The organism is Paraburkholderia sp. J67, assembly GCF_905220265.1.
GTDB lineage: Bacteria > Pseudomonadota > Gammaproteobacteria > Burkholderiales > Burkholderiaceae > Paraburkholderia.
In genome coordinates this window covers 24,314-49,167 of the sequence record NZ_CAJMZK010000003.1, presented here as the reverse complement: position 1 = coordinate 49,167, position 24,854 = coordinate 24,314, and the positions used below count along the sequence as shown (strand labels likewise).

Here is a 24,854-nt window from a genome sequence, read left to right as displayed (position 1 = left end):
CCCTTCGCTTGCCCCGCCGCGTGTCAATTCACCGAGCCAGTCACGCACTCGCGATAACTGGCCTCGCGATTCAAGCTTTGCATGGGATCGCGCGAGGCGCTCAAGCGCTATGCGCGACCCACTAAGGAGACATCATGGGTGTAGCCGGCAAACACTTCCCCTCCCACGCACAGGACGACAGCGGCGCACCGCAGCCGCCGAGCGCCGCGCCCGCGAGCGACGAACGTGTGCGTCATGAATCGTGGTTCGGCCATCTGCTCGGCCGTCCCGAGTTCGCCGCGATTTCGGGAACCGTGCTCGTGTTCGCCGTCTTCGCGATCGGCGCAGGCGGCTCCGGCATGTTCGACCTCGACGGCGTGATGAACTGGTCACAAGTCGCGGCTTATTTAGGCATCCTTGCCGTTGGCGCGTGTCTGTTGATGATCGCCGGCGAATTCGACCTCTCCATCGGCTCGATGATCGGCTTCGCGGGCATGATGGTCGCCATCCCGACGATGTACTTCCACTGGCCGATCCTGCTCTCGATCCTGTTTGCGTTCGCGGGCTGCACCGCGCTCGGCGCGCTCAACGGCTACCTCGTGGTGCGCACGCGGCTGCCCTCGTTCATCGTCACGCTCGCGTTTCTGTTCATCCTGCGCGGCCTGACGCTCGCGCTCTCGATCATGTTCGCCGACCGCACCATCGTCTCCGGCGTAGGCGACGTCGCCAAAGCCGATTACCTGACCAACCTGCTGTTTCACGGCACGGCGTTCAAGGGCCTGTTCGTGGCGCTCGCCCACGTTGGCATCGGCAAGATGCTCGATAGCGGCCAGCCACTCGTGCCGGGCGTGCCGAAGGTGATTCTCTGGTGGATCGCGCTCGTCATCATCGGCGCCTTCACGCTCGCCAGAACCCGCTACGGCAACTGGATCTTCGCCGTGGGCGGCGACGCCAACGCCGCCAAGAACGTGGGCGTGCCGGTCAAGCGCGTCAAGATTTCGCTCTTCATGCTGACCGCGTTCTGCTCGTGCCTCTTTGCTGTGCTGCAGGTCTGCGACATCGGCTCGGCGGCTGCCGACCGCGGCTTGCAGAAGGAATTCGAGGCCATCATCGCCGCGGTGATCGGCGGCTCGCTGCTCACGGGCGGCTACGGTTCGGTGATCGGCGCGGCGTTCGGCGCGCTCATCTTCGGCGTCGTGCAGATCGGCATCACGTACACCAACATCGATTCGGACTGGTTCCGCGTGTTCCTCGGCGGCATGTTGCTGGTCGCCGTGCTCTTCAACCACTATGTGCGCCGCCGCGTCGCGCAATCGTAAGACGGAGGCCACCATGTCGGACACCACTCAAACGACCGCGAATACGACCGCGAACGACGACATCATTCTCGCGCTCGACAACGTCAGCAAGCATTTCGGCAAGGTCATCGCACTCAACGGCGTCACGCTGCGCCTCAAGCGCGGCGAGGTGCACTGCCTGCTCGGCGACAACGGCGCGGGCAAGTCCACGCTCATCAAGACGCTCGCAGGCGTCCATGCACCCACCACCGGCCAGTATTTCGTGGATGGCAAGCCGGTGCATTTCGAGTCGCCCAAAGACGCGCTCGATCTGGGCATCGCGACCGTCTATCAGGATCTCGCGCTGGTGCCGCTGCTATCGGTCGCGCGCAACTTCTTCATGGGCCGCGAGCCGCAGAAGAAGCTGTTCGGTTTCATCAACGTGATGGATCTCGATTCGAGCGCAACCATCGCCAAGGATCGTCTGGCCGAAATGGGCATCCATGTGCGCGATCCGCATCAGGCGATCGGCACGATGTCGGGCGGCGAGCGCCAGTGTCTCGCTATCGCACGGGCCATTCACTTCGGCGCGCGCGTGCTGATTCTCGACGAGCCTACCGCCGCGCTGGGCGTGAAGCAGAGCTTCAACGTGCTCAAGCTGATCCACGCCGCGCGCGCCAAGGGCATCTCGGTGATCTTCATCACCCACAACGTGCATCACGCCTACCCGATCGGCGATTCGTTCACGCTGCTCAATCGCGGCCGCTCGCTCGGCACCTACACGAAGGACACGATCACGAAGAACGAGGTCCTCGACATGATGGCGGGCGGCGCGGAAATGCAGAAGATGATCGCCGAACTCGACGGCGCGACCATCTGAGCCACCGCAGCCCCCGCGCAAACGCGAACAGAACACATCAGGAATGCACATGGCCATCACCCGCACCACCCCGAGCCGCTTCGCGCCGGAGCGCAGCCGGGACATCGTCTGTCTGGGGCGCCTCGGCGTCGATCTCTACGCGCAGCAGGTCGGCGCGCGGCTCGAAGACGTCTCCACGTTTGCCAAGTATCTGGGCGGCTCGTCGGCGAACATCGCGTTCGGCTGCGCGCGTCTGGGCCTGAAGTCGGCCATGCTCACGCGCGTGGGCGACGACCACATGGGCCGCTTTCTCGTCGAAACGCTCACGAAAGAAGGCTGCGACACGAGCCACGTGCGCGTCGATCACGAACGCCTCACCGCGCTCGTGCTGCTGGGCATCAAGGATCGCGACACCTTCCCGCTGATCTTCTATCGCGAGAACTGCGCGGACATGGCGGTCGATCCGGCCGATTTCGACGAAGCGTTCATCGCCTCGTCGAAGGCGCTGCTCATCACCGGCACGCACTTCTCCACCGAACAGGTCAACCGCACGAGCCTGCAAGCGCTGGAGTACGCGCGCCGCAACAACGTGCGCACCGTGCTCGACATCGACTATCGCCCGGTGCTCTGGGGCCTCACGGGCAAGGCCGACGGCGAGACGCGCTTTGTCGCCAGCGCCGGCGTGAGCGAGCATTTGCAGCGCATCCTGCCGCAGTTCGATCTCGTGATCGGCACGGAGGAAGAATTCCGCATCGCGGGCGGCAAGGACGATCTTGTCGCCGCGCTTGAACGCGTGCGCGAAGTCACGGCCGCGACACTGCTGGTCAAGCGCGGGCCGCTTGGCTGCCAGATCGTCGAAGGCGCGGTGCCCGCCTCGCTCGACGACTTGCCGATGCAGCGCGGCGTCGAAGTCGAAGTGCTCAACGTGCTGGGCGCGGGCGACGCGTTCGCCTCGGGCTTTCTCTCGGGCTGGCTGCGCGATGCGCCGCTCGAAGACTGTGCGCGCTCGGCCAACGCCTGCGGCGCGCTGGTGGTCTCGCGCCACGGTTGTGCGCCTGCCATGCCCACGCCCGCCGAACTCGATTACTTCCTCGCCGAAGCGAAAGCGGACCCCGTGCGCATGCGCCGCCCCGACCGCGACGCAACGCTCGCGCGCCTGCATCGCGTCACGCCCGCGCGCAAGCAGTACGACGAAGTGCTCGGCTTCGCTTTCGATCATCGCAACCAGTTCTTCGATCTCACGCAGCAGACGGGCGCGAGCGAGGCACGCATCTCGTATCTGAAGAACCTCTTCGTGGAAGCCGTCGCGCAGACGGAAAGCGCGCTCGGCCTGCAAGGCAAGATCGGCGTGCTGATCGACGACCGCTACGGCCAGGACGCGCTCAACGCCGCGACCGGGCGCGACTGGTGGATCGGCCGCCCGGTGGAGTTGCCGGGTTCCGTGCCGCTCGTGTTCGATCATGGCCGCTCGATCGGCACGACGCTGGCCGCCTGGCCCATCGGGCATACGGTCAAGTGCCTAGTGCAGTTCCATCCCGACGAGCCCATCGAGCAGCGCCTCGAACAGGAAGCGCAGTTGCGCGCGCTCTACGACGCCGTGCAGGCGAGCGGCCACGAACTGCTGCTCGAAGTGATTCCGCCCAAACTCGACGGCAAGCCGAATGCGCCCGACACGGTCTATCGCGCGCTCAAGCGGCTCTACAACATCGGCCTCTACCCCGAATGGTGGAAGCTCGAGCCGACGGACGCGGCGCAGTGGCGCGCCATCGACGCGCTGATCGCCGAGCGCGATCCGCATTGCCGTGGTGTCGTGCTGCTCGGCCTGTCCGCGCCGATGGACCAGCTCATGAGCGGCTTCGCGGCGGCGGCGGCTTCGGAAACCTGCCGTGGCTTTACCGTCGGCCGCACGATCTTCTACGAGCCGAGCCTCGCCTGGCTCAAGGGCGAGATCGACGACAAGGAAGTGATCGCCCGCGTGCGGCGTGCCTTCGAGACGCTGATCGCGGCCTGGCGCGCGGCGCGCGGCGATGCGCAAGGCCAGTCGCACGCGCCCATCGCGCATGAGGAGAAAGCGGCATGAATCAACGCATTGCTCCCATCGCCGGTGCGGCTCAGGAACATGCGCCGTATGGACAAAGCGCACAGGGCGCGACCGTGCGTCTTACCGCGGCCCAGGCGCTGGTGCGCTATCTCGCGGCCCAGCGCGTAGCCTGCGAGGACGGTTCGGGCCGTACCGAGCCGCTGTTCGGCGGCGTGTTCGCGATCTTCGGGCACGGCAACGTGGCGGGTATTGGCGAAGCGCTCTATCAGTATCGCCATGAGTTGCCGACGCTGCGCGCGCACAACGAGCAGGCGATGGCGCATAGCGCGATCGCTTATGCGAAGGCGCATTTTCGCCGGCGCATGATGGCGGTCACGACTTCGATCGGCCCAGGCGCAACCAATCTCGTCACCGCTGCCGCGCTCGCGCATGTGAACCGCCTGCCGGTTCTGCTGCTGCCCGGCGACATCTTCGTCTCGCGCGAACCGGACCCGGTGCTTCAGCAAATCGAAGATCTGCAGGATGGCGGACTGTCCGCCAACGATACGCTCAAGCCCGTTTCGCGCTACTTCGACCGCATCGTCCATCCCGCCCAGTTGCTCACCGCCCTGCCGCGCGCGCTGCGCGTGCTGACCGATGCGGCGCTCTGTGGCCCGGTCACGCTCGCGCTGCCGCAGGACGTGCAGGCGATGGCGTGGGACTATCCGGCGAGCTTCTTTACGCCGCGCCTCGTCACCTTCCACGCGCCTGCCCCGGTGCAGAGCGAAATCGACGCGGCCATCGCGCAATTGCATCGCGCCAAACGTCCGCTGATCGTCGCGGGCGGCGGCGTGCTGTACTCGCGCGCAGCGCCCCAATTGCAGGCGTTCGCCGCCGCGCACGGTATTCCAGTCGCGGAAACACAGGCCGGCAAGGGCACGCTCGCCTGGGACGATCCGCTCAACGCGGGTGCGATCGGCGTGACGGGTTCGCCCGCGGCCAACGCCCTGGCGCGCGACGCCGACTGCGTGCTCGCGGTCGGCACGCGCCTGCAAGACTTCACGACCGGCTCGAACTCGCTGTTCGCGAACGCGCGCGTCGTCAGCATCAATGCCAACGGGTTCGACACGCTCAAGCTCGACAGCGTGGCCGTGCAGGCCGACGCGAAACTCGCGCTCGCCGCGCTGGACGAAGCGCTGGTGAACTGGCGCGCCGAAGCCGACTGGAGCGCCAACGCGCTGCAACTCGCCAGCGACTGGCGCGCGAGCGTCGAGCGGGTTACACACGCCCCGCAGGAACGCAACTGCCTGCCCTACGACGCCGATGTGATCGGCGCCGTGCAGCGCTCCTCCAGCCGTTCGTACACCGAAGATATCGTCGTCTGCGCAGCCGGCACGCTGCCCGCCGAGTTGCACAAGCTCTGGCGCGCGGGCCAGCCCGGCGCGTATCACGTCGAATACGGTTACTCGTGCATGGGCTACGAGATCGCGGGGGGACTCGGCGCCAAGCTCGCGCGGCCCGAACGCGAAGTGATCGTGATGGTCGGCGACGGCAGCTATCTGATGATGAACAGCGAGATCGCCACGTCCGTGATGCTAGGCGCGAAGCTCATCATTGTCGTGCTCGACAATCGCGGTTATGGCTGCATCAACCGATTGCAGCAGGCCTGCGGCAATGCTCCGTTCAACAACCTGTTCGAGGATTGCGCGCAAGGTCCGTTGGGCGCGCCGCGCATCGACTTCGCCTCGCATGCCCGCTCGCTGGGCGCGCAGGCCGAGCACGTCGCCAACGTCGCGGAACTCGAAGCGGCGCTGCAACGCGCACGCGCGGCTTCGCGCACCTACCTCATCAGCATCGACACCGACCCGGCCCGCACGACCGAGGACGGCGGCTGGTGGTGGGAAGTGGCGGTGCCCGAGGTCTCGCCGCGCGCGGCCGTGCGCGAGGCGCGCGAGCGCTACGACGACAAGCTCGCGCAACGCAGCGGGCGTGCGCCGCAGGTCGACGTAAAGAACGAGGCCGGGCAAGACGATGCCGAAGGCAATCCCACTTTCAACGCATGACGCAATTCACGATCCCCAGATCGAGGCACGCACATGAGCGCATTTGACGTACGTATTGGCATCAATCCGCTGTCGTGGATGAACGACGACCTGCCCTCGCTCGGCGGCGAAACGCCGCTTTCCACCGCACTCACCGAAGGGCGCGAGATCGGCTATGAGGGGTTCGAGCTCGGCAACAAGTTTCCGCGCGAGCCGCAGGCGCTCAAGGCACTGCTCGCGCAATACGACCTCTCGCTGGTGTCGGGCTGGTATTCGGGCATGCTCGCCAAACGCAGCGTCGAGGAAGAGATCGCCGCCGTGGAGCCGCATCTCGACCTGCTTGCGCAAAACGGCGCGACAGTCATGGTCTATGGCGAGGTCGCCGATTCGATCCAGGGCGCGCCGCGCCCGCTCTATCAGCGTCCGCGTTTCTTTAGCGACCAGCAGTGGGACGAGTACGCCGCGCGCGTGGAGCGCTTTGCGCAGCACACGTTGTCGCGCGGCGTGCGTCTCGCCTATCACCATCACATGGGCGCGTATGTGGAAACGCCCGCCGACGTCGACAAACTGATGGCGCGCACGAGCGACGCCGTGGGCCTGCTGTTCGACGCGGGCCATATCACCTTCGCGGGCGGCGACCCCATCAAGGAACTCGACAAGCACATCGCGCGCGTCTGTCACGTGCATTGCAAGGACGTGCGCCCCGCCGTCGTGAAGCTCGCGCGCAATCGCAACTGGAGCTTTCTCGACGCCGTGCTCGCGGGCGCCTTCACCGTTCCTGGCGATGGCGCGGTCGATTTTCCGTCCATCATCGCGCGGCTCATGCGGCACGGCTATCGCGGCTGGCTTGTGGTCGAAGCCGAACAGGACCCCGTGATCGCGCCGTCCTACGAATACGCGCAAAAGGGCTATCGCACGCTGCGCACGCTCGTCGATGCAACGGACACCGAAACAAAGGAGGCAGCATGAGCCTGCTGGTCAAAGCCTCGCGCGAAGGCCAGACGATCGCGCGCGTCACGCCTTCCACGGCGGGCTGGCGTTATGTCGGCTTCGCCGCGTATCGGCTCGGCACCGACGAAGTCGTGCATATCTATGAGACGAATCGCGAAAGCTGCATCGTCGTGCTTTCGGGTGCGGTGGATATCGAGGTGAACGGCGAGCGTTATTCGAGCCTCGGCTCGCGCGACAGCGTGTTCGAGGATGCCGCGCCCCATGCGCTTTATGTGCCGCCCGGCGTGAAGGCGACCGTGCGCGCCTTGCGCGACGCCGAAGTAGGCGTGGCGAGCGCGCCCGCGCAAGGCACGCTGCCGGTGCGCGTGATCGACCCCGCGCAGATGAAGCGCTCCGCGCGCGGCAAGGGCGCGAATACGCGCTACGTCTGCGATATTCTTCCGCAGACCGAGCCGGCCGAATCGTTGCTGGTGGTCGAGGTGCGTACGCCCTCGGGGCATTCGTCGAGCTATCCGCCGCACAAGCACGATGCCGATCGGCTGCCGCAGGAAAGCGCGCTCGAAGAGACCTATTACCATCGGCTCAATCCGCAGCAGGGTTTCGCGTTCCAGCGCGTCTATACCGACGCGCGCGATCTGGACGAAACCATGGCCGTGGAGGATCACGATGTCGTGATGGTACCGCGCGGCTATCACCCCGTGGTCGTGCCGTATGGCTATGACTCGTATTATCTGAACGTGATGGCCGGCCCCACGCGCGAGTGGCATTTCCATAACGATCCCGCGCATGAGTGGATCATCGAGCGGGATGCGAAGTAGTGCTTGCGATGGGGCTTTGAAATGAAAAACGCCGCTTGAAAAAGCGGCGTTTCTTTATAAGTCCAAAGGCTGGAGGAAATATTCGAAGAGTACGAGCGAGATCAAAGCGATCTGCGATTTGCACGGCGGTGTCAACCTAGAATGAGTAGCCCCGCTTTGCAATTCATCTCTAGAAATGTCGCAGCTCGCAATAGAAGTCGAGGAGTCTCTACCGGAGTCTGCACATTGCTTCGGTCCCGTTACCTATCACGGCACGCCATGGGACTTGAACCACCTTGATCCCTTTGCGTTCAGAATTGATCCGGGTCTCGGCACTGTCCTCACGGTGGTGGTTGTGTTCTCCTGCCATTGCTTTTCCCACAGCATCCGACGCGATACGCGCGCGCTTTGCGACATTCCGCGCCACGAAATCTACGACGATGGCCGGGAGCAGCGCGTTCTCGACGCACAGCGTTACGCACTGTCGCGTCAATTTCTTCGTGCCATCGCCCAAAGCCTGCACACACGCCGGATAACCATCGCCGATCGAAGGCAGCCGAACTTCGTCACGCTCGACACGGTGAATGCAGACGGGAGCCTCTCCCAATATGCGGTTTTCTTCGAGATCGAAAAGGACAGGCAGCGCAAGCGTCGCATGTTCCTGCGCATACAGTCCGCCTATCTGCTGGATAGCGGTCTGACCAAACGGCAAGCGACTGCTGCAAAAGTGAGATTCGATACGCTTTTACGCACGACGTACCAAGGCAGGAAGATTGGCGGATAAGGTGCCAGAAAGACCAACGGCCACCTTTCGGTGGCCGTCGTTTGCGGGGTTCTCTATCTGCCTTTCAGCAGAACTCCCACTCCAGGTGGGACCCAGTTTCCCGGGCGGCGCTACGTTTTTCGCACCCGCTCGTACGTAGTTTTGAAGTCTGATAATACTGCGTTTGGCTCGGAAGGGTCAAGCGACTGCGCAATGCCATGTTGACGCCGCGCAGTGTCTCAAGCCAGCTGAAACTTCCCCACCAGCCGCTTAAGCACCTTCGCCTGATCGTCGAGCGACTGCGCCGCGGCCGTCGCCTCTTCCACCAGCGCCGCATTCTGCTGCGTGCCCGAGTCCATCTGCGAGACCGCGCGGCTGATTTCCTCGATGCCCGCGCGCTGCTCGCTCGATGCCGCCGAAATCTCGCCGATGATGTCGTTCACGCGCTTCACCGCCTTCACGACCTCTTCCATCGTATGGCCCGCGTCGGTCGCGAGCGTCGAGCCGTTCTCCACCCGCTCGACCGAGGCCGTGATCAGCGACTTGATTTCCTTGGCCGCCGCCGCGCTACGCTGCGCGAGATTGCGCACTTCGCCCGCGACCACCGAGAACCCGCGCCCTTCCTCACCCGCGCGCGCCGCTTCGACGGCCGCATTGAGCGCGAGAATATTGGTCTGGAACGCGATGCCCTCGATCACGCCGATGATGTCGGCGATGCTCTTCGCGCTTTCGTTGATCTGGTTCATCGTCGCGACCACGCGGCCCACCACGGCGCCGCCCTTCTCGGCGATCTGCGAGGCGTTGTCCGCCAGCGTGCTGGCCTGCTGCGCGTTCTCCGCGTTCAGGCGCACCGTCGAGGTCAGTTGCTCCATGCTGCTCGCGGTGCGTTCGAGCGCGACAGCCTGCTCTTCGGTGCGGTGCGAGAGATCGAGATTGCCGGTCGAGATCTGGCTCGATGCGCTGGCGATGGCCTCGGCGCTCGCGGCGATTTCCGACACCGTGGTCGAGAGGCCGTTCTGCATGTCGCGCAGCGCGCCGAGCATGCTGGAGGCGTCGCGGGCATGCACGGTCACGGGTTGCGCAAGGTCGCCCGAGGCGATGCGCGCGGCGATGGCCTTGGCATGCGCGGGCTCGCCGCCGAGTTGATGCGCGAGGCGTCGCACGACCCATTCGCTCACGACAAACGCGAGCACGAAGAGCGCAACGGTCGCCACCGCGATCATCACGAACGACGACTTGTAGATGAATGCCGACGCCCCGATGGTCGCCTTGGCGGCCGCGCCGCGCTGCGCGACGATCTGGTCGACGAGGGTTTCGAGCTTGCCGGTCTCGACGAGCAGCGAGACGTCCTGGGTGCCGACCTGCCAGCTCATCTGCGAGAGATCGAGCGGCTGCGCCTTCACGAGCGTGACGAAGTCGCGCAGATGGCCGCTCCAGGTTTGCGCCGCCGCCGCGAACTGCTTTTGCTGCGCCGGGGCATCGCCGCCCGACTGCGCGGCGTACTGATCGAGCGCCTGCATCTCGGTCCCGAGTGCGGCGAGGTCCTTGTCGATGCCGTCGCCGAGTTCGTCGCGTTCTTTGGCCGTGGTGGCCGTGAGCAACATCTTCTGCGCGCGGCTCGCCCGCAGCACGTGGCCGCGCGCTTCCTCGGCAGCGCGGCTCGCAACGTGGCCCTGTTCGTAGATCGACTGCGTTGAATCGTTCAAGCGGCTGATCTGCGCGAGCGAAAACGCGCCCATCGCAAGCGTGCCGATCAGCACCACCGCAAAGGCGATCCGCAGCATCGCCTTGACCGACAGCTTGCCGCTATCGGCTGACTTGCCTCGCCGCCTCGCGCGCGGCGCGCCACCCGGTGCCGTGCCAACGCCACCTGCACCACCTTCCACTGCCGGCACGAAATTCGCGCGCGGGCTGGCCTCTTTCATTGCTCTCATCGTTTGTCGGTCTCCTGGTGACCGGCGTTGGCGCTTGTGGCGCGGCCTCCGGTCCCATGCAAAGCGCTGCTTGTTGTATGACGCCACGCCCTCATCGATCCGATGGTGATCGATGCGCCATGCGTAGCGCCTCAACTCCGGTCAACGGCACGGCGTCGCGCAATCTTTAGCGGCGCGCTGGCGCTGTCCATCTTCCGGCCCCGTAGCTTCGACGCGCGCAGGGTCATCACCTCGCGCGCGCATGGTCCGATTTATACCCGGCCAAAATTCCCGGTCAAAAAAGCTCGGCGCTTTCGCAACGAAAGCCTGTGAAATCGCGCGAACCGGCGCAAAAACGCCCAACCCGCCGCTGCGACAAGGCGTCGCGCCAAAACGCTCAGATCACGTCACGATCGATGTCCGATTCTCGACAAAGCTTGTCCTGACGATTCGCGTGAGACACATTACACTGCGCTTCATAACTCCTATACATGACAAATTCACGCCATCGTCGGCGCCGCGGTTGTTACGCGACGCAACGCCCGCGTGAGGCTCTCCTGATTATCGACACCATGGAAACCAGTCTCGACAAGCGCGCCGTGCCCGGCGCCGCCCCCGCGTCCGCGCCGGCTACCCCTGCCGCTTCCGGCGCGCAGCGCACCGTGTACTCCGTGCTCGGCGCGATCAGCTTCTCGCATCTGCTCAACGACATGATCCAGTCGCTGATCCTGGCCATCTATCCGATGCTCAAGGACAACTTCGCGCTGTCGTTTACGCAGATCGGCCTGATTACGCTCACCTACCAGATCACGGCGTCGATGCTGCAACCGCTGGTCGGCATCTATACCGACAAGAAGCCGATGCCGTACTCGCTGCCCGTGGGCATGGGCTTCACGCTCTGCGGCCTGCTGCTGATGTCGGTGGCGCCGAGCTTCGGCGTGCTGCTGGTAGCCGCCGCGCTGGTCGGCTGCGGCTCGTCGGTGTTCCATCCGGAGTCCTCGCGCGTCGCGCGCATGGCCTCGGGCGGCAAGCATGGGCTTGCGCAGTCGCTCTTTCAGGTGGGCGGCAATGCGGGTTCGTCGCTCGGGCCGCTGCTCGCCGCCGCGATCATCATTCCGCACGGTCAGCGCAGCATCGCGTGGTTCTCGGTGGCGGCGCTCGTGGCGATGTTCGTGCTCACGCAGATCGGCCGCTGGTACAAGGCGCACCCGAACCTGAAGAAAAAGCGCGCCGACGTTCCGCACGCCACGCTCTCGCGCACCCGCGTGATCACGGCGATCGGCATCCTGGTGCTGCTGGTGTTCTCGAAATACTTCTACCTCGCCAGCATCAACAGCTACTTCACGTTCTATCTGATCGACCGCTTCCATCTGTCCGTGCAGTCGGCGCAGGTCCATCTGTTCGTGTTCCTTGCTGCGGTGGCGGCGGGCACGATCATCGGCGGGCCGGTCGGCGACCGCATCGGCCGCAAGTACGTGATCTGGGGCTCGATCCTGGGCGTGGCGCCGTTCACGCTGCTGCTGCCCTATGCGAACCTGTTCTGGACCGGCGTGCTGACCGTGATCATCGGCGTGGTGCTGGCATCGGCGTTCTCGGCGATCCTCGTGTATGCGCAGGAACTGATTCCGGGCAAGGTGGGCATGGTCGCGGGCCTGTTCTTCGGCTTCGCGTTCGGTCTGGGCGGGATTGGCGCGGCCGTGCTCGGCCAGCTCGCGGATGCCACCAGCATCGGCTTCGTCTACAAGGTTTGCTCGTTCCTGCCGTTGATCGGCATCCTCACCGTGCTGCTGCCCGATGTCGAGGGCAAGCGCGCGAAGAAAGCGGCCTGAGCGGTCTGATTTCGACCTGATGTTTGCTGCACGAACGGCCGGCTGCCTCCAGGGGCGCCGGCCGTTTTGCATGGCGCCGCAGCCGCGCCTTGGACCCCTCGTCGCTTCGTACTAGTCTTGAACCACGCCGCCGCGCGCGTTCGCGCGGCAGCCTTCGAGACGTCAGTACGAGGTCCGCCATGCAACTGTCCACGGTAGAGATCGTCAAGCCCGAGAACACCAACTTCATTCTCGGCCAGTCGCACTTCATCAAAACCGTCGAGGATCTGCACGAGGCGCTGTTCGGCGCCGTGCCGGGTCTCGCCTTCGGTCTCGCGTTCTGCGAGGCATCGGGCAAGCGGCTCGTGCGGCGCTCGGGCACCCAGGACGCGCTCGTCGAAATGGCCACGGACAACGCCCTGCGCATTGCGGCGGGCCATAGCTTCATCGTCTTTCTCGGTGACGGCTTTTTCCCCGTCAATGTGCTCAATGCCGTGAAGGCCGTGCCCGAGGTCTGCCGCATTTTCTGCGCGACGGCCAACCCGACCCAGGTGCTGATCGCGGAAACCGACCAGGGGCGCGGCATCGTCGGCGTGGTGGACGGGCAACCGCCGCTTGGCGTCGAGACCCCGGACGACGTGAGCTGGCGCCGCGATCTGCTGCGCGCGATCGGCTACAAGGCCTGATGCCGATGGCGTTCCTGACCGCTCAGACGCTCTGGCCCGCGCTGCGTGCGCAGACGCGCTATGCCTTGCAGTGCGGCGCGTTGCAACCCATCGAGACCGCGCTTTCGCATCTGCACGAAAGCGGCGTGCGCTTCGCAGTACGCCAGGTGTCGAGCCTCGCGCGCAAGGAAGCGGCGCGACGCACCGATGCGCCCACGGCCAGCGGATCGGGTGGATCGAACGCTGCGCGCAGCAATCCCTTCCTGCCGTACGAGCCGGATCTCTGCGTGGGCGAACTCTCGCCGACGCATGTGGCGCTGCTCAACAAGTACAACGTGATCGAGGATCATCTGCTGATCGTGACGCGCCGCTTCGTGCCACAAACCGCGTTGCTCGATCAGGCCGACTTCGAGGCGCTGCTCGTTGCGTTGGGTGCGCAGGGCAGCGGCGGTGCGCTGGGGTTTTATAACGGCGGCGAGGAAGCGGGCGCGAGTCAACCGCACAAACATCTCCAGGCCGTACCCTTGCCGCTCGATGCAACGGGGCCAGCCGCGCCCGTCGAAGCGCTGTTCGGCGCAGTGCACGTACAGGATGGTGTCGGTTGCGTGCGCGGGCTGCCGTTCGCGCATGCGTTCGCACCACTCGATCTCACCACGGGCGATGCGGCGCCCGCCCTGCTGCAAACGTATCGCAGGCTGCTGCACGCGGCAGGCATCGGCGCAATCGACGTGGACGGTGTCGCGCATCAAGGCGCCCCCTACAACCTGCTCGTCACGCGCCGCTGGATGCTGGTGGTGCCGCGCACGGCGGAGCGCGTCGAAGGCATCTCGCTCAATGCGCTGGGCTTCGCCGGTTCGCTGTTCGTGCGCGACGCCCATCAGCTCGACACCCTCGCGCGCATCGGGCCGATGACCGCGTTGACGCGGGTCGCGAGGCCGCGCTGTTAAACGACGCGTTCAGCCCACGCCCAACCAGTCGCGCACGATGTCTTCGCGCTGCGCGAGCGCCGCTGGCGTGCCGTCGAACACGATGCGCCCGTGTCCCATCACCGCGATGCGATCGGCGAGCTGCGGCGCAAGCGCAAGACGCTGCTCGATCAGCAGCACCGCCACGCCGCGCTCGCGCAACATGCGCAGGCACGCCGCCACGCGCTCGGCCATCGGCGCGGAAAGCCCCTCGACGGGCTCGTCGACGATCAGAAGCGTGGGCGCGCCCAGCAGCGCGCGGGCGAGCGCGAGCATTTGCTGCTCGCCGCCCGAGAGCACACCCGCGCGCGCAGTACGGCGTTCATGCAGGATCGGAAATAGCGTGCGGGCGTCGTCGAGCGTGAAACGCGCCCCTTCGACGCGCTTCGTCATGCCCAGACGCAGGTTGTCGTCGACGCTCAAGGTCGGGAAGATGTCGCGCTGCTCGGCTACATAGCCCAGGCCGAGTCGCGCGATTTCGAAGGTGCGCAGCGGCGCGAGATCGGTTCCCGCGAAGCGCCGCTCGCCCTCGGCGGCGACCATCGACATCAGCGCCCTGGCGAAGGTCGAGCGCCCCGAGCCGTTGCGGCCCGCAAGCGCCACCACTTCGCCAGCGCCGATGCGCAGATCGACGCCGTGCAGCGCCTGGCTCGCGCCGTACCATGCGCGCAGGTTCGCGACTTCGAGGAGCGGCGCCATCGTGCGGGACTCAATCATGTGAAGGACCAGGCTGCACGCCGAAATACGCCTCGCGCACGACGGCATCGGCGCGGATTGCCTCGGGCGTGCCCGTCGCGATTACGCGCCCTTGCGCCAGCACGGAAACGCGATCCGCAAGGCCGAACACCGCGTCCATATCGTGTTCGATCAGCAGCACGGTCTTGCCCGCCGTCATCGCGCGGATCAAGTCGATGGCGCGCGCGGCCTCGGCGCGGTTCATGCCCGCCGTGGGCTCGTCGAGCAAGAGCGTATGCGCGCCGCCCGCGAGCGCGAGACCAAGGTCGAGCGCGCGTTGCTGCGCGTAGCTCAATGTCGAGGCGAGATGATCGGCCGCGTGAGCGAGATCCAGCGCGTCGAGCAGTTCGGCCGCGCGCCGGTCGGCGCGCGCCGAGCCGAACCAGCGCGCGACGACGCCCGCACCACCGCTCATCGACGCCAGCACCGCGCAACGCAGGTTGTCGCGCACGGTGAGGCCCGCGAACACGCTCGTCGTCTGGAAGCTGCGCGCCAAGCCGCGGCGCGCGAGCGCAGCGGGCGCAAGACGCGTCACGTCCTCGCCGCGCAAGGCGATACGACCTGCGCTTGCGCGGCGCTCGCCGGCGATCAGGCTGAAGAGCGTGGACTTGCCTGCGCCGTTCGGGCCGATCAGTGCGTGACGCTCGCCCGCGTGGACGTCGAGATCGACGCCGCGCAGGATTTGCGTCGCGCCAAAGCGCTTCTCGATGCCGCTCAAGCGGAGCGCGGGCGTCGTCATGCGCGCTCCTTGCGGGCGTCTTCAAGCGAACGCGCCGCCTGCCGTGCACGTTGCGTGAGCCAGGCCGCGGCGATCGCGAGTACCACGATCAACGCGGCGAGCCCCGCCTTCGCGCCCGGCGACAACATGGTGGGCCACGCGTTGTCATCGTCGGCGCCAAAGCGCAACGCGTAGGCCCACTGCACCGCCAGCACGAGCGCGCAGGTGCCGCATGCCATTGCGAGCGCCGCCATCGTCCAGTACGCGCGGCAGCGCCGCCAGCCATGCCGCGCCAACGCCCTGCGTTGATGCGCCATGAGACCCGCCAGTCCGTCGGGCGCCGCCAGCACGACCGCGATGAAGAAGATCCCGACATAGAGCATCCACGCGCGCGACACGCTCGCCACGCCGACGCTGAACGCCACCCACACGAGCGCCCCGAGCACCGGGCCGAAGAACGACGACGCCCCGCCCGTCACCGTCGCGATCAGCACGGCGGCCGAGCGCGTCATGCCCACGCTCTCGGCGGCGGCCAGCTCCACGTTGATGAGCGCGAGCGTGCCCGCCACGCCCGCGAACGCCGCGCCCAGCACGATCATCGCGGCCCGCACACGCGCGGGCGTAGCGCCGAGCGCGGCGGCGCGCACCGGGTTGTCGCGCACGGCGTTGGCTAGCCGCACGTAGGGCGCACGCGAGAGCGCGTAGATCGCGGCGCTCGCCACGAGGCACCAGAGCGCGATCACGCAGTAGGCCTGACGATCCGGCCCGAAGGTCCAGCCCGCCACGACCGGGCCGCTCGCGCGATCGATGGCGACGCCCGCCTCCCCGCCGAACCAGTCGGGCAAGGCCCACGCGGCCGCAGCGACCAGTTCGCCCAGGCCCAGCGTGATCATCGCGAACGCGGTGCCCGAGCGGCGCGCGGCGACCAGGGCGGTCAGCACGCCGACGGCCGCGCCCGCCGCGCCGCCCACGAACGGCAGGAGCGGCAACGGCAGCGCACCGTGATTGAAGACCTGGGCCGCCGCGAGTGCGCCGAGTCCCGCGGGCGCGGCGTGGCCAAACGAGAGCAGCCCGGTCTCGCCGAGCAGCAGGTTGTAGGAAAGCGCAAAAACGATCATCGTGGCGGCCTGCGCGAGACAGGCGAGCAGCCAGCCCTGCGGGATACCCGAAGGCGCAAGCCATGCCGATGCGAGCGGCGGGATGGCAAGCAGCGCCGCCAGCGCGAGCCAGGGCGCAAGCCTCCACGACGTGCGCGCGCGCTCGGCTGAAGTCGAATCCCGGGTCGATCGGTCGACGGTCATGGCGCGTCAGGCGTCCTCGCCGCGTTGGCCGAAGAGCCCCTGCGGGCGCACTGCGAGGATCGCGACCAGCAACAAATACGGCAGCAGCGGCGCGATCTGCGCGAGCGTGAGCGCACCCCATGCCGGCGCGAGCGTCACACCAAGCCGCTCGGCCAGCGCGCCGAAGGAGACGTCGCTCGCCACCGCGAAGGTCTGCAACCAGCCCACCGCGAGCGAGGCGACGAGTGCGCCGCCCAGCGAACCGAGTCCGCCCGTCACCACCACCACGAAAACGATCGAACCGACCGATTCGGCCATCGCCGGCTCGACCACGAAGAGCGGCGCAGCCACGGCGCCCGCCAGCGCGGCGAGCGCCGTGCCGAGCGCAAAAACCAGTGTCTGCACGCGCGGCACGTTGTGACCGAGCGCCTCGACGGCCTGCGCATGCGTGAGCGCCGCGCGCACGATCAGGCCCGTGCGCGAGAGCCGCAGCGCCACATGGATCAGCGCGAACATCGCCACCGCAACGCCCATCGCGAACGCGCGATAGCGAGAGAACGCCGCCCCGCCATAGGTGAAGAGCGCGCCATCGAGCCACACCGGCACGGGCGCGGAAAGCGGCTGGAGTCCCCAGGCGAGCTTCACGAGTTCGCCGATCGCCCACGCCGCGCCGAAGGTCAGCAGGAGCGCATTGAGCGGACCACCCGGGCGGGCGCGGCGCAACAAGGTCGTCTCGAATACCGCGCCCGCGCAGCCGGCCGACAGCGGCGCAAGCACCAGCGCCCAGCCGAAGCCGAGCGTGCCCGCGAGCGTCACGCCCAGATACGCGCCGACCATGTAGAAGCTCGCATGCGCGAAGTTGAGCACGCCGAGCATGCTGAAGATCAGCGTGAGACCAGCGGACAGCATGAACAGCAGCAGGCCGTAGCTCGCGCCGTTGAGCGTGTCGATGACGAGAGCCTGCACGGCCGCTACAGCGAAACGCGTCAGCTTTCGACGACGAGCGGCGCGAGCGCCGCGCGCAACGCTTCGGGCAGCGCGCTCACAGGGCGGCGCGTCGCGCGATCGACGTAGACGTGCACGAAATGCCCTTGCGCCGCGGGCGTGCTCTCGCCTTCGCGAAAGAGACCCACCTCGTAGCGCACGCTCGACGAGCCGAGACGCGCCACCCGCAGCCCTGCCTCGACGCGCTCGGGAAACACGAGCGGCGCGAAGTAATTGCACTGCGTCTCGACCACGAGGCCGATCGTCTCGCCCTGCTCGACATCGAGCGCGCCGGCGCGGATCAGATACTCGTTCACCACGGTGTCGAAGTAGCTGTAGTAGACGACGTTGTTGACGTGGCCGTACACGTCGTTGTCCATCCAGCGCGTGGTGATGGCGAGGAAGTGGCGGTAATCGGGGCGGGCAATGGCGACGGGTCGGTTCATCGGATCGGGGTAGCGAGGTTCAGAACAGGGGCAAGGTAAAAACCGGCGCAGGCGCGCTCAATCGCCGGGGCGCTCGACGAATTCGAACGGCAGACCGCGACGGCGCATCCATTCGCCGAGCGCCTGGCCGGTGCCCGCGCGCCAGGGGCGCAGCTTCGCGGGCTCGATGAGACGGTATTCGAGCAGTTCGGGCGAGAGCGCGACGGTACCCGTCGCCTTCACGTGGTACGCGATGATCAGCTCGTTCTTGCGGATGAATTCATAGACGCCGATCAGCTCCACGCTCTGCGCATGCAGCGAGGTCTCTTCCAGCACCTCGCGGGCGATGCCCTCTTCCGGCGTCTCGCCGTTTTCGAGGAACCCGGTGATGAGCGCGAACATGCCCTCGGGCCACGCCGCATTGCGCGCGAGCAGGATGCGCCCCTCGTATTCGACGATCGCCGCTACCACCGGCAGCGGGTTGTTCCAGTGCACGTACGCGCAGTCGGTGTCGGGGCACGCCAGACGCACACGGGCGCCCTCGTGGGCGGGGTCGGCGCGCTCGACGAGACGCGAGGCGCAGCGCGGGCAAAACTGATAGTCGCTCATGGATCGTGGGAAGTCGCTGGAAGGCGCGAAGCGGCTATTTTAGTGCGCTATCGGCGATGGCGTGCAGGAGCGCATGGATAGGGGGCGGGATGCGAAAGACGGCGTCATGTCATGGCCCGTTGCGACCTGACACTTGTTGACGTCTCGAATGTGCACCGATGGGCAATATCTAGCGTTATCGAGCGAGGCAAATTTCGCCTGTATTTGTTTGTTTAGGTTATCGCAGAATGCTTTCGAAAAAACTGTTAGGTCTTCTTATTATTTCCCTGTCGGCTGGCGCATCGCTCGCACACGCCGATACCCTCGATACGCCGGCTCCCGTGGCCGCGCCTGTCTCGCTCTCCAGCGGCAGCCTGTTTTCAGGGCTCTATGGCGGCTTCAAGGTGGGCGCGAACATCTCGAATGCTTCGGGCGCCTATAACAAACCGACGCACACGACCGTGTTCCCGGGCTTCACGCTCGGCTACGGTTTCGATGTCGGTTCGCTGATGATCGGCGCCGAAGCATTCGCCGATCTGCATCACGGCTCCGCCACGTTCAAGGACGGCGGCGTCGACGCGAAAATCGGCATGCCGATCGGTCAGCTCATGCCGTACGCACGCGTGGGCTTCACGGTCGATTGGCCCTCCACGCGCCCGCATTGGGGCCTGGGTGTGGAATATGCCGTCACGCGCAATCTCGGCGTGGCGGCGGAGTGGACCGGCGATCACTCCAATTCGCTGAAATCGAGCTGGAACAACAACAGCTTCACGGTCGGCATGCATTACTACTTCCGCTGATCGCATCCGGCGTTGCGCTTGCAAGCCGTCCCGCTGAGGACGGCTTGTCTGGAACGCTCATTTGCCGCCGCGCAGCGTGCGCCACACGAGTCCCAGCGCGCCCACAACCAGCGACAGCGCCGCAAGCCATAACGACGGCGAGAAAGACCCACTCGAAGCCGCGAGTGGCGCCGCCACCAGCGGCCCGAGAATCTGCCCGATCCCATAAGCGCCCGTCGCGTAGCCCATCAACGCGGCCGCGTGATCGCCGCGCAGGATGCGCGCCTCGCGCATCGCGAATAACGTGATCGCCGTGAACGGCAGGCCGATCAACACACTGCCCAGCGAGAAACCGGCGGCATTCGGCCAAACGATCCCCGAGGCGATGCCGAGCGCCTGAAGCACATAGCAGGCAGCGAGCAGCAAGCGGTTGTCCCAATGCAGCGGCAATCGCGCCGCGCCAAGCGCACCGACGATCAGCGCCGCGCCGAACATCGGCCAGAACAGGTCGGGCCAGATCGAACCCGGCAGCGCGTGGCGCGCGATGACCGGCAGGAAGGTCGCCGTGATGATGTAGCCGAAGCCCGGCACGCCATAGAGCAGGACGAGCCAGAAGGCGTCGGCCCGACTGGCTGAGCCCGCGCTTTGCGCGGCTGATGCATGCGCGGTCGGCGCGGCGTTTGCCGCATGAGCGACAGGCGGTGATTCCACGAACACCGGCCACACGATCAACGCGATCACGGCGCACACCAGTCCGAAGCCGATCCACCCTACCCGCGCACCGAAGCCGCCCGCCGCGCTCACCAGCAGCCCTGTCGCGACAATACCGACACCCGGCCCCGTGTAGATCACGCCGCTCCATGCGTGCGCGCCGAGTTGCGTGAGGCGTCGAAGGCCCCATTGCGAGGCGAACACGAAGGTCGCTGCACTCACCGCGCCCGCCACGAAGCGCACGATCGCCCAGAGCCAGAAGGTCTGCGTGAGACCCATCACGATGGTCAGGAGCGCGGTCGCGGCCAGCCCGGCGCGCACGATGCGCGCAGGGGCGAAACGCAACGCCGCGCAGCCCATCGCGCCCGCGAAGTAACCCGCGTAGTTGAGCGACGCGAGCCAACTGCCGTGGCGCAGGTCGAGGCCGCCGCCGTGCAGCATCAAGGGCAGCAGTGGCGTGAAAGCGAAGCGCCCGATGCCGAGCGCCGCCGCCAGCGTGAGCATGCAGGCGAGCGCGGCGCGGCGCGCCTCGTGGGGACGATGGATGGGCTGCGCATGCGATGGATGGGCAGCGTCAGGAGTCGAAGCGATGTCGTTCATGATCGGCGGGCTGATGCGGGGCCAAACCCCAGAAAACCTCAGAATCGGCATCGCGCACGACACCGTTGCGATCATCTTAGGCGCCACAAACGTTCACGAAAAATGAATTATCATGAATGAATCCATCCCAAGGAGAGAATCATGGATCTGGCCGCGCTGGCGATCTTTCGGGCCGTGGTCCGCGAAAACGGCGTGACGCGGGCCGCCGCCAAGCTCAACCGCGTGCAGTCGAACGTCACCACGCGCATCAAGCAACTCGAAGAACAGCTTGGCACGCCGCTGTTCACGCGCGATGGCCGCCGCCTCGTGCTCACGCCCGCCGGTGAGACGCTGCTGCCCTATGCCGAACGCCTGCTCGCGCTCGCCGATGAGGCGCGCCACGCGCTCAAGGCCGGGCGTCCATCTGGGCGATTACGGCTGGGTACGATGGAAAGCGTCGCCGCGAGCCGCCTTCCCGGCGTGCTCGCGCGCTATCACCAGAACTGGCCCGACGTCACGCTGGAGCTGGAGACGGGCACGACCGGCTGCCTCGTCGAGCGCCTGCGCGAATTCGAAGTCGACGCCGCATTGATCGCGACGCCGCTCGCCGGGCAACCCGACCCGGAAGTATTCGAATGCGTGCCCGTCTACCGGGAAGAACTGGTGATGATCACGCCACGCGGGCACCGGCCGATCCGCCAGCCAGGCGATGTCGCGCTCTCGACGCTGGTGGCGTTCGAGCGTGGATGCGCGTACCGCAGTTACGTGGAGGCGTGGTATCTGGAGCACGGCATCCGGCCCACGCGCGTGCTGGAGCTGGGCTCGTATCACGCGATCGTTGCCTGCGTGGCGGCGGGCGCGGGCGTGGCGGTCGCGCCGCGCTCGGTGCTCGATCTGCAACGCAGCGCCGACGACATCACGATTCATTCGCTCGGCGCGCTCGGCCGTATCGACACGCTGCTCGTGTGGCGGCGTGGACATTTTTCGCCCGCGCTCGACGCGCTCAAATCGGCGTTGCTCGACCATGCGCGCGGCGAAACGCCTGCGCAGATCGAAGCCACCAAGGCCGCACACGTCTAACGCAGGCGCAAAAAAAGGGCCGCCCTCACAGGCAGCCCTTCTTCATCTCAACGGTCGTTCGACCGCTGGATTTACAGCTTCGCTTCGACCCAGCCCTTCACGCCTGCGAGCGCGGCCGGCAGGTTCGCCGGTTCCGTGCCGCCTGCCTGCGCCATGTCCGGACGGCCACCGCCCTTGCCGCCCACCTGCTGGGCGACGAAGTTCACGAGTTCGCCGGCCTTGACCTTCTTGCTGGCCTCGGCGGTCACACCCGCGATCAGGCTGACCTTGCCGCCTTCGACGGCCGCCAGCACGATCGCCGCGCTCTTGAGCTTGTCCTTGAGCTTGTCGACGGTTTCGCGCAGCGTCTTGGAATCCGCGCCTTCGAGCGTGGCGGCAAGCACGTGCACGCCGTTGACTTCGATGGCCTGACCCGCGAGCTCATCGCCCTGGCTCGATGCCAGCTTCGACTTGAGCGCGCCCAGTTCCTTCTCCAGCGCCTTCACCTGGTCCTGCACCTGCACGATGCGCTGGGTCAGTTCCGACGGCTGCGCCTTGAGCGCCGCCGCCGCTGCATTCACGCGCGCGTCGAGGTCCTGCACGAAGCGCACGGCGTTGTCGCCCGTGATCGCTTCCACGCGACGGATGCCTGCGGCCACGCCGCCCTCCATCACGATCTTGAAGAGGCCGATGTCGCCGCTGCGATGCACGTGCGTGCCGCCGCAGAGTTCGCGCGAGAAACCGAGGTCCATCACGCGCACTTCGTCGCCGTACTTCTCGCCGAACAGCGCCATCGCGCCGCCCTTCACCGCGTCGTCGTACGACATCACCTGCACGACGCCGGGCGCGTTCGCGAGCACTTCCGCGTTGACGATCTGCTCGACGCGGCGGATTTCATCGTCCGTCATCGGCGCGTTGTGGGCGAAGTCGAAGCGGGTCTTGTCCGCATCGACGAGCGAGCCCTTCTGCTGCACGTGGCCGCCCAGCACTTCACGCAGCGCCTTGTGCATCAGGTGGGTGGCCGAGTGATTGCGCGCCGTGCGGGCGCGGCGAATCGCGTCGATTTCCGCCTTCACGACGTCGCCGACCTTCAGCGTGCCTTGCTCCAGCGTGCCGTGGTGGCCGAACACGTCGGCCTGGACCTTGAGCGTGTCGGCGACGGCGAAGCGGATGCTTGCGTTCGCGATCACGCCCTGGTCGCCGGCCTGACCGCCCGACTCTGCGTAGAACGGCGTGTGGTCGAGCACGACCACGGCGTCCTGGCCCGTCTTCACTTCATTGACCGAGGCGCCGTCGACGTAGAGCGCGACCACCTTGGCGTCGTCGAAGACGATCTCTTCGTAGCCGTGGAACGTGGTCTTCGCGCCCGAGTATTCGAGGCCCTGCGTCATCTTGAACTTGCCCGCTGCGCGAGCCTGTTCGCGCTGGCGCGCCATCGCTTCGTCGAAGGCCGCTTCGTCGACCGTGACGTTGCGCTCGCGGCAGACGTCAGCCGTCAGGTCGAGCGGGAAGCCGTAGGTGTCGTGCAGCTTGAACGCGAGTTCGCCGTCGAGCGTCTTGCCGCCCTTGGCGTCCAGATCGGCCAGCGCGCCGTCGAGGATCGACATGCCGTGCTCGATGGTCTCGAAGAAGCGCTCTTCTTCCTGACGCAGCACGTCGGTCACGCGTTGTTGCGCTTCGGCCAGTTCCGGATAGGCCACGCCCATTTCCGCGACCAGATCGTTCACCAGCTTGTTGAAGAACGCACCCTTCTTGCCGAGCTTGTAGCCGTGGCGGATCGCGCGGCGCACGATACGGCGCAGCACGTAGCCGCGGCCTTCGTTGCCCGGGATCACGCCGTCGACGATCAGGAACGAGCAGGCGCGGATGTGGTCGGCGATCACCTTCAGCGAGTTGTTGCCGAGATCCGTGATGCCGGTTTCGCGCGCGGCGGCCTTGATCAGGTTCTGGAACAGGTCGATCTCGTAGTTGCTGTGCACGTGCTGGAGCACGGCGGCGAGGCGCTCGAGACCCATGCCGGTGTCGACGCACTGCTTGGGCAGCGGCGTCATGTTGCCCTGGGCGTCGCGGTTGAACTGCATGAACACGAGATTCCAGATCTCGATGAAGCGGTCGCCGTCTTCTTCAGGCGATCCCGGGGGGCCGCCCCAGATTTCCGGGCCGTGATCGTAGAACACTTCCGAGCACGGGCCGCAGGGGCCGGTGTCGGCCATCTGCCAGAAGTTGTCCGACGCGTAGCGCGCGCCCTTGTTGTCGCCGATGCGGATGATGCGCTCGACCGGCACGCCGATTTCCTTCGCCCAGATGTCGAAGGCTTCGTCGTCTTCCTGGTAGACCGTGACCGTGAGCTTTTCCGCCGGCAGCGCGTAGACCTTGGTCAGCAGTTCCCAGCAATAGTGGATCGCGTCGCGCTTGAAGTAGTCGCCGAACGAGAAGTTGCCGAGCATCTCGAAGAACGTGTGGTGACGCGCAGTGTAGCCGACGTTTTCGAGGTCGTTGTGCTTGCCGCCCGCGCGCACGCTGCGCTGCGCCGTGGTCGCGCGCGAGTACGGGCGCGATTCGGCGCCGAGGAACACGTCCTTGAACTGCACCATGCCCGAGTTGGTAAAGAGCAAGGTCGGGTCGTTGCCCGGCACGAGGCTCGACGAGCGCACGATCGTGTGGCCCTTCGATTCGAAGAACTTGAGGAATTTCTCGCGGATTTCGGAGGCTTTCATGGCGTGCTGTATTTACCTTCGGGGCGTCTGTGCTGAATCTTGTTTGATCACGGAAACGCGCGGTTTCTGTGATGCTGAATCGACCGATTATACGGGATCGACGCTCGCTCGCGGCGGCCCGCTCGGCGTGGTTTGCATGCTTGCGACAACCGCGGTGCGAGACGATCGGCATCGGTGAGGCCTTGCCTCATGTTCCGCTATGCGAAACCTTGTACCGAAATTTGACACACCTCATTCTGG

The 24,854-nt window shown here is 66.2% G+C and carries 21 protein-coding genes; 12 read left to right on the top strand and 9 right to left on the bottom strand.

What is annotated here, in order from left to right; genetic code table 11:
* The first annotated feature begins 134 nt into the window (after nucleotides 1–134).
* From U5782_RS07155 to U5782_RS07125, 7 genes are all read left to right on the top strand, one after another.
* A complete protein-coding gene (locus U5782_RS07155; protein ID WP_322043139.1) occupies nucleotides 135–1,298 on the top strand; it encodes an ABC transporter permease in 1,164 nt (387 codons plus the stop codon).
* Between the two features lie 13 nt (nucleotides 1,299–1,311).
* Entirely contained in the window at nucleotides 1,312–2,136 is an 825-nt protein-coding gene (locus tag U5782_RS07150; protein ID WP_322043138.1) for an ATP-binding cassette domain-containing protein, read from the top strand.
* A gap of 49 nt (nucleotides 2,137–2,185) precedes the next feature.
* The gene (locus U5782_RS07145) at nucleotides 2,186–4,195 is read left to right on the top strand and encodes a bifunctional 5-dehydro-2-deoxygluconokinase/5-dehydro-2-deoxyphosphogluconate aldolase (RefSeq protein ID WP_322043137.1); all 2,010 of its coding nucleotides are present in this window, start codon (nucleotides 2,186–2,188) and stop codon (nucleotides 4,193–4,195) included.
* Nucleotides 4,192–6,198 carry a 3D-(3,5/4)-trihydroxycyclohexane-1,2-dione acylhydrolase (decyclizing) gene (iolD, locus tag U5782_RS07140; protein WP_322043136.1) on the top strand — a complete coding sequence of 669 codons (2,007 nt, stop codon included), beginning with the start codon at nucleotides 4,192–4,194 and terminating at the stop codon, nucleotides 6,196–6,198. The genes U5782_RS07145 and iolD overlap by 4 nt, the downstream gene beginning before the upstream one ends.
* A 33-nt stretch (nucleotides 6,199–6,231) precedes the next feature.
* On the top strand, nucleotides 6,232–7,146 hold the full coding sequence (iolE, locus tag U5782_RS07135; protein ID WP_322043135.1) for a myo-inosose-2 dehydratase: 915 nt from the start codon (nucleotides 6,232–6,234) through the stop codon (nucleotides 7,144–7,146).
* Entirely contained in the window at nucleotides 7,143–7,946 is an 804-nt protein-coding gene (iolB, locus tag U5782_RS07130; RefSeq protein ID WP_322043134.1) for a 5-deoxy-glucuronate isomerase, read from the top strand. Before iolE ends, iolB begins: the two co-directional genes overlap by 4 nt.
* A gap of 265 nt (nucleotides 7,947–8,211) precedes the next feature.
* Nucleotides 8,212–8,709, top strand: coding sequence for a hypothetical protein (locus U5782_RS07125; RefSeq protein WP_322043133.1), 498 nt, complete (start codon nucleotides 8,212–8,214; stop codon nucleotides 8,707–8,709).
* Nucleotides 8,710–8,927: 218 nt separating this feature from the next.
* Here U5782_RS07125 and U5782_RS07120 read toward each other — a convergent pair whose 3' ends face one another.
* Nucleotides 8,928–10,613 (bottom strand): methyl-accepting chemotaxis protein, encoded by a 1,686-nt coding sequence (locus tag U5782_RS07120; protein ID WP_415914281.1) that lies wholly within the window; start codon nucleotides 10,611–10,613, stop codon nucleotides 8,928–8,930.
* A gap of 560 nt (nucleotides 10,614–11,173) precedes the next feature.
* Between U5782_RS07120 and U5782_RS07115 the strand changes: the two genes are divergently transcribed.
* The 3 genes from U5782_RS07115 (at nucleotide 11,174) to U5782_RS07105 (ending at nucleotide 14,021) form a co-directional block, all read left to right on the top strand.
* A complete protein-coding gene (locus U5782_RS07115; protein WP_322043131.1) occupies nucleotides 11,174–12,430 on the top strand; it encodes an MFS transporter in 1,257 nt (418 codons plus the stop codon).
* A gap of 179 nt (nucleotides 12,431–12,609) precedes the next feature.
* Nucleotides 12,610–13,095 (top strand): adenosine-specific kinase, encoded by a 486-nt coding sequence (locus U5782_RS07110; RefSeq protein ID WP_322043130.1) that lies wholly within the window; start codon nucleotides 12,610–12,612, stop codon nucleotides 13,093–13,095.
* A 5-nt stretch (nucleotides 13,096–13,100) separates the two neighbouring features.
* Entirely contained in the window at nucleotides 13,101–14,021 is a 921-nt protein-coding gene (locus tag U5782_RS07105) for a phosphorylase (protein WP_322043129.1), read from the top strand.
* Nucleotides 14,022–14,030: 9 nt separating this feature from the next.
* Here the strand turns inward: U5782_RS07105 and U5782_RS07100 are convergent, their stop codons facing one another.
* Genes U5782_RS07100 through U5782_RS07075 form a run of 6 tightly spaced genes read right to left on the bottom strand, consistent with a single transcriptional unit; the run spans nucleotide 14,031 to nucleotide 18,790 of the window.
* Nucleotides 14,031–14,738 (bottom strand): ABC transporter ATP-binding protein, encoded by a 708-nt coding sequence (locus tag U5782_RS07100; RefSeq protein ID WP_322043555.1) that lies wholly within the window; start codon nucleotides 14,736–14,738, stop codon nucleotides 14,031–14,033.
* A 10-nt stretch (nucleotides 14,739–14,748) separates the two neighbouring features.
* Nucleotides 14,749–15,513 carry an ABC transporter ATP-binding protein gene (locus U5782_RS07095; RefSeq protein ID WP_322043128.1) on the bottom strand — a complete coding sequence of 255 codons (765 nt, stop codon included), beginning with the start codon at nucleotides 15,511–15,513 and terminating at the stop codon, nucleotides 14,749–14,751.
* On the bottom strand, nucleotides 15,510–16,793 hold the full coding sequence (locus tag U5782_RS07090) for a branched-chain amino acid ABC transporter permease (protein ID WP_322043127.1): 1,284 nt from the start codon (nucleotides 16,791–16,793) through the stop codon (nucleotides 15,510–15,512). Before U5782_RS07090 ends, U5782_RS07095 begins: the two co-directional genes overlap by 4 nt.
* A gap of 6 nt (nucleotides 16,794–16,799) precedes the next feature.
* The gene (locus U5782_RS07085; RefSeq protein WP_322043126.1) at nucleotides 16,800–17,738 is read right to left on the bottom strand and encodes a branched-chain amino acid ABC transporter permease; all 939 of its coding nucleotides are present in this window, start codon (nucleotides 17,736–17,738) and stop codon (nucleotides 16,800–16,802) included.
* 20 nt (nucleotides 17,739–17,758) lie between these two features.
* Nucleotides 17,759–18,202, bottom strand: a complete 444-nt coding sequence (locus U5782_RS07080; protein ID WP_322043125.1) for a thioesterase family protein — start codon at nucleotides 18,200–18,202, stop codon at nucleotides 17,759–17,761.
* 57 nt (nucleotides 18,203–18,259) lie between these two features.
* On the bottom strand, nucleotides 18,260–18,790 hold the full coding sequence (locus tag U5782_RS07075; RefSeq protein WP_322043124.1) for an NUDIX domain-containing protein: 531 nt from the start codon (nucleotides 18,788–18,790) through the stop codon (nucleotides 18,260–18,262).
* 227 nt (nucleotides 18,791–19,017) lie between these two features.
* Between U5782_RS07075 and U5782_RS07070 the strand changes: the two genes are divergently transcribed.
* Nucleotides 19,018–19,569 carry an outer membrane beta-barrel protein gene (locus U5782_RS07070; protein ID WP_322043123.1) on the top strand — a complete coding sequence of 184 codons (552 nt, stop codon included), beginning with the start codon at nucleotides 19,018–19,020 and terminating at the stop codon, nucleotides 19,567–19,569.
* Nucleotides 19,570–19,626: 57 nt separating this feature from the next.
* Here U5782_RS07070 and U5782_RS07065 read toward each other — a convergent pair whose 3' ends face one another.
* Nucleotides 19,627–20,859, bottom strand: coding sequence for a YbfB/YjiJ family MFS transporter (locus U5782_RS07065; RefSeq protein ID WP_322043122.1), 1,233 nt, complete (start codon nucleotides 20,857–20,859; stop codon nucleotides 19,627–19,629).
* Between the two features lie 141 nt (nucleotides 20,860–21,000).
* Between U5782_RS07065 and U5782_RS07060 the strand changes: the two genes are divergently transcribed.
* A complete protein-coding gene (locus U5782_RS07060; RefSeq protein WP_322043121.1) occupies nucleotides 21,001–21,918 on the top strand; it encodes a LysR substrate-binding domain-containing protein in 918 nt (305 codons plus the stop codon).
* A gap of 71 nt (nucleotides 21,919–21,989) precedes the next feature.
* On the opposite strand, the gene alaS is transcribed toward U5782_RS07060, so the two are convergent.
* A complete protein-coding gene (gene alaS, locus U5782_RS07055) occupies nucleotides 21,990–24,614 on the bottom strand; it encodes an alanine--tRNA ligase (protein ID WP_322043120.1) in 2,625 nt (874 codons plus the stop codon).
* Nucleotides 24,615–24,854 lie beyond the last annotated feature (240 nt).

Coding starts and splice junctions, on each gene's coding strand:
- U5782_RS07150 (WP_322043138.1), top strand. CDS start 1,312: ATGTCGGACACCACTCAAACGACCGCGAATACGACCGCGAACGACGAC.
- U5782_RS07080 (WP_322043125.1), bottom strand. CDS start 18,202: ATGAACCGACCCGTCGCCATTGCCCGCCCCGATTACCGCCACTTCCTC.
- U5782_RS07145 (WP_322043137.1), top strand. CDS start 2,186: ATGGCCATCACCCGCACCACCCCGAGCCGCTTCGCGCCGGAGCGCAGC.
- U5782_RS07065 (WP_322043122.1), bottom strand. CDS start 20,859: ATGAACGACATCGCTTCGACTCCTGACGCTGCCCATCCATCGCATGCG.
- U5782_RS07100 (WP_322043555.1), bottom strand. CDS start 14,738: ATGGCGCCGCTCCTCGAAGTCGCGAACCTGCGCGCATGGTACGGCGCG.
- U5782_RS07155 (WP_322043139.1), top strand. CDS start 135: ATGGGTGTAGCCGGCAAACACTTCCCCTCCCACGCACAGGACGACAGC.
- U5782_RS07075 (WP_322043124.1), bottom strand. CDS start 18,790: ATGAGCGACTATCAGTTTTGCCCGCGCTGCGCCTCGCGTCTCGTCGAG.
- alaS (WP_322043120.1), bottom strand. CDS start 24,614: ATGAAAGCCTCCGAAATCCGCGAGAAATTCCTCAAGTTCTTCGAATCG.
- U5782_RS07090 (WP_322043127.1), bottom strand. CDS start 16,793: ATGACCGTCGACCGATCGACCCGGGATTCGACTTCAGCCGAGCGCGCG.
- iolD (WP_322043136.1), top strand. CDS start 4,192: ATGAATCAACGCATTGCTCCCATCGCCGGTGCGGCTCAGGAACATGCG.
- iolB (WP_322043134.1), top strand. CDS start 7,143: ATGAGCCTGCTGGTCAAAGCCTCGCGCGAAGGCCAGACGATCGCGCGC.
- U5782_RS07110 (WP_322043130.1), top strand. CDS start 12,610: ATGCAACTGTCCACGGTAGAGATCGTCAAGCCCGAGAACACCAACTTC.
- U5782_RS07070 (WP_322043123.1), top strand. CDS start 19,018: ATGCTTTCGAAAAAACTGTTAGGTCTTCTTATTATTTCCCTGTCGGCT.
- U5782_RS07105 (WP_322043129.1), top strand. CDS start 13,101: ATGGCGTTCCTGACCGCTCAGACGCTCTGGCCCGCGCTGCGTGCGCAG.
- U5782_RS07115 (WP_322043131.1), top strand. CDS start 11,174: ATGGAAACCAGTCTCGACAAGCGCGCCGTGCCCGGCGCCGCCCCCGCG.
- U5782_RS07120 (WP_415914281.1), bottom strand. CDS start 10,613: ATGAAAGAGGCCAGCCCGCGCGCGAATTTCGTGCCGGCAGTGGAAGGT.
- U5782_RS07060 (WP_322043121.1), top strand. CDS start 21,001: ATGGATCTGGCCGCGCTGGCGATCTTTCGGGCCGTGGTCCGCGAAAAC.
- iolE (WP_322043135.1), top strand. CDS start 6,232: ATGAGCGCATTTGACGTACGTATTGGCATCAATCCGCTGTCGTGGATG.
- U5782_RS07095 (WP_322043128.1), bottom strand. CDS start 15,513: ATGACGACGCCCGCGCTCCGCTTGAGCGGCATCGAGAAGCGCTTTGGC.